The following is a 3,535-nucleotide window of genomic DNA, read 5'->3' as shown; positions in this document are numbered from 1 at the left end:
ACTCTCACTTGATGTGAATAATGATTTAGAAAATTTATTCGATAATATTTATAAAGAAAAATCACTCCACTATACAATAAATCCAGGAGGATTTATAGAAACTGTTGCGGTGGCAATTCCTCAATCAGATACAGTAATTAATGCCCTAAACGACCCAAAACAAACTTTATATTTAATAGGGGATATCCGATATGTTGATGCCTTTTCGGGAAGGCATGTAACACAATTCTGTTTTGTGGCGGATAAACATAGCTTGGACCGGAATAATTCCCCTCTCGTTCTTGAGCATGTAAGAAGCTGTGATGCACATAATTGCTCTGATAATGATTGCAAACCGGAAAAAAAGGAAATGCTTGCTCAATAATTTTCTGCAGTAGCATCGTGATGTTAGGGATTACTGCCCCCGCTCAATGGTGCTGACGTAAGAATTCTTCGCTTCGAGAACAGCGGACGAATACTGTCCCGGTAGCGTGTAGGGCCCAGTCTCAGCCTGCGTGTCATACCAGCCGAGGGTCAGGCTCTGGCCCGGGACAACAGTGACAGTTCCAGTTCCCATGTTGCTGATCGTGATGCGGCAACCGGCAGGCAGGCCCCATCCGTTGGTGATGACCGTTGTTCCAGTGACGGAGATTGTAGTTCCGCAGTCGGAGGTTTGGAGAGAATATGCCGCCGCCTGAGCATTGACGGGGTGGTGGTATGTCTGGGTGTCGCCCGTGGTGAGGTTGACGTCCTGTACGTTAACCCCGTTCGCGACCGTTCGAATGACCGTACCGGTTCCGAGCGTCTGGACAGACTTTTTTGAGGTTGCGTCGTAAATAGAGCTTGCGACCTGAGACGCCGATCCAGACCCGCCGATGATGCAGGCGTTAAGCGCGCCGATGTTGCACGCCGCGCGAATAGCAATAGCCGACGGCGTGATTCCAGACCCCGCAGTTCCCGCACTGATATGGTCGTTTACATCAAGAGCCGCCTGCGGAACCGGGTTCCACATACCGACCTTACCTTTGCGGTAATCCTTGCTGAAAAAAGGTATAGGGGAATTAAAAAAGTTATTATCGTGCAGGTCAGAATAACGAAAATCGTCGTCGTTCCCCATAGGAACTTCCAGCTTCTTATCCGCCTGTGTGTAGGCGGAAGACCCCGTGACAAGCGGCTGCCCGTTCGTTTGATCGGGAGAATAAAAATTAGCCGGGGCACTCATGGTTAGGGTTGAGGTTCCCTCTCCAGAGACGATTACTGTCTTCTTGGGGAAAAGCCCGTAGACTGTCTGGCTTTCAACAACGTCCCCGTTAATGCCAGTCGGGAAGCTGCATCCACCTGGGCAGATAATTGTATTCATCGCGCCAGAAGGGATTATCCCGGTAATATCAATCCCAATTCCATCGAAATGCGCTCCCGTCTGCTGATCAACATACAGAGAGGCGCGTTCGTGGCCGTCATTGGCCATGTCGTAGGAAGAGACTTCTTTACCAGAATACCCCTTGAGGCCGCCGATATTCAGACCTGGGAAATACCCGATCGCAAAGTGCTCAAATTGTGAGTTCAGATCCTGATCAAACCCACGGAAGGCAAGCGCTGTAAATCCGGTCGGGCTCTTGTTCCACAGTGTCAGCAGGTTAGAGCCGGGAGCGTTAGACCACAGCGTCAACTCGTTCCAGAACGCCGAGAAATCAACATGGATGTTCGGAGATGCGCCATTCTGGGGGCTTGGGTTAATGAAATAAGCCCCGTAGCCAGCTCCAGATCCAATCTTGACCAGAGGCGAATTCACCGGAGCAATCAGATTGCCCGAAGTATCCATGTTTCCCGATTTGGGGATCGCGGCATTCGCTGTGGCAAGAGTGGCCTCAATGGCCTGAGCCCATTGCAGGACTGACTGATTGTCCAGCGATGTTCCCGGAGCGTGAAACTTGCTGTCAGATCTGGCCCCGCCCTGAAACAGGAAGCCAGGATTGTCAGCCCGTGCTGCAGGCACAAAAAAAGCGGCCGAAGCCGCCAAGGGTATCAGGACCAGAGATCGAATGTATTTCATGCGCCGCCCCCGAGGCTTTTGGTTATGATCCCGCTATTGTTCCAGTCAGAAACCCCGTCGCCCGGATCAGACGTTAGAAGACTGGCCAGATAGGCACTCCGAACCGAAGCAAACTGTGCGGTTGTTATTCCTCCAGGCAGTGCAGGCGCTGTCGCAGGATCTCCCGCATAAGCCAGTTCTGACCCATTCCTCCACCACCCCTGAGACGGGGCAACGGTCGGGAGAGACGCGAACCACAAGGTCATCCACGGAGACGCCATGGAAAGGAAGAAGTCTGAGACCGCAATCGTGACGGTCTTACCGCCCAAAGGGAGATTGCCGTCCGTGCGCCACATCAGGAGCAGATCTGTCGATTGCGCCGCATAGACCTGCATCGCAGGATCTTGGATGCTCGTAGTCATATTTTCTATCCAGTAACCAGAGGCGCCCCGGAAGCATCCGGAAAACAGACGCCCCCCAGTGCAAGCACGTTCGGTGCAAAAGCCGGGAGCGCGGGCACGATCAGGGACGCTGCCGTCTGAACGTTAAGACTGACTGATACCGTGAGGCTTTCACCAGCAGCCGTGCGCACCGTCACAAGGACGGACTGGAGACCAGGAGACAGCCACTTGATCCAGGCCGTCACCACCCCTCCAAAGATCGAGGACCACGCGATCTCCGCGCCGTCCACCGCAAATACCGTTTCCACGATTTTGCCGCCGCAGGACATGAGTCCCGAGAAATCGACGCTGTAATCAGCAGCGCCGTTCAGAGCAGCATTTGGCCAGCACAACATTACGTCAGAACTAATGCCCCTTAGTCGTAATGATGGAGGAATGTCAGCTCTTACAATCCGCTGGCAGGGCGTCCACGTCATGCGCTGTCCGCCGTATAGATGCTTCCGATCGGGTATTTTCTGTCAGGATCTGCAACAGCAACCTGGCCACTTGAAGTGGTCGGCTCTGCACCCGGTGGACAGACTATGTTGTTCACCACATATCCAGCCGGCATCCCATTCTGAGCGGACGTCAGATAGATGGCATATATCTCAGAAGTCATAGATCACTTCCCCCGCAGTTCCAGAGCCGCCATTGCTGGTGCCGGTGCCGCCCGAACCTCCGCCGCCAGATTGTCCGGATATGCCCGCCGTGTTCTGGCCTGTGACCTGCACGAACGATTTGCCAAACGATGAACCGCCTATTCCGCCCCATCCTTGGCTGACACCGGCGTAAATACCGTAGCCGCCGCCTGCGCCATCCTCTGCGGCATACCCAACGGCAGTTGTTACCTTGAATGTGCCGCCGACACCGCCAGCGCTAACGCTTCCTTCGGTCGCATTCGCTCCGCCACTGCCTCCTGTGACGCGAGCTACTTCGACGCCAGAGACGTACAGGATCGTGTCACCACCCTGTGTGCCGGATGTTCCATTATTGACGCCAGCAGAGCCGCCAGCGCCGACGACCCATGAGACGTTGTTGCCGGGTTGGACCGAAATGATGACTTCGCCCCAGCCTCCGCCACCAC

General features: G+C 54.2%; 5 protein-coding genes and 1 pseudogene. 1 reads left to right on the top strand and 5 read right to left on the bottom strand.

What is annotated here, in order from left to right; all coding sequences use genetic code 11:
- On the top strand, positions 1-364 hold a 364-nt coding region (locus ABF979_RS16600; protein ID WP_415560778.1), incomplete at its 5' end, for a hypothetical protein.
- Between the two features lie 30 nt (positions 365-394).
- On the opposite strand, the gene ABF979_RS16595 is transcribed toward ABF979_RS16600, so the two are convergent.
- The 5 genes and pseudogenes from ABF979_RS16595 to ABF979_RS16575 all read right to left on the bottom strand — a co-directional run.
- On the bottom strand, positions 395-2,032 hold the full coding sequence (locus ABF979_RS16595) for a hypothetical protein (protein ID WP_415560777.1): 1,638 nt from the start codon (positions 2,030-2,032) through the stop codon (positions 395-397).
- On the bottom strand, positions 2,029-2,433 hold the full coding sequence (locus tag ABF979_RS16590; protein WP_415560776.1) for a hypothetical protein: 405 nt from the start codon (positions 2,431-2,433) through the stop codon (positions 2,029-2,031). Before ABF979_RS16590 ends, ABF979_RS16595 begins: the two co-directional genes overlap by 4 nt.
- Before the next feature lie 5 nt (positions 2,434-2,438).
- Complete coding sequence (locus ABF979_RS16585; protein ID WP_415560775.1) at positions 2,439-2,888, bottom strand: hypothetical protein; 450 nt, start codon at positions 2,886-2,888, stop codon at positions 2,439-2,441.
- The gene (locus ABF979_RS16580) at positions 2,885-3,070 is read right to left on the bottom strand and encodes a hypothetical protein (RefSeq protein WP_202207489.1); all 186 of its coding nucleotides are present in this window, start codon (positions 3,068-3,070) and stop codon (positions 2,885-2,887) included. The genes ABF979_RS16585 and ABF979_RS16580 overlap by 4 nt, the downstream gene beginning before the upstream one ends.
- A pseudogene (locus ABF979_RS16575) lies at positions 3,060-3,535 on the bottom strand (hypothetical protein); the annotation flags it as partial. The gene ABF979_RS16580 and the pseudogene ABF979_RS16575, both read right to left, overlap by 11 nt.

This window comes from Gluconobacter sp. (genome assembly GCF_047723935.1).
Taxonomy (GTDB): domain Bacteria; phylum Pseudomonadota; class Alphaproteobacteria; order Acetobacterales; family Acetobacteraceae; genus Gluconobacter.
The sequence above is the reverse complement of the archived record's forward strand: the minus strand, read 5'-3'. Positions and strand labels throughout refer to the sequence as shown.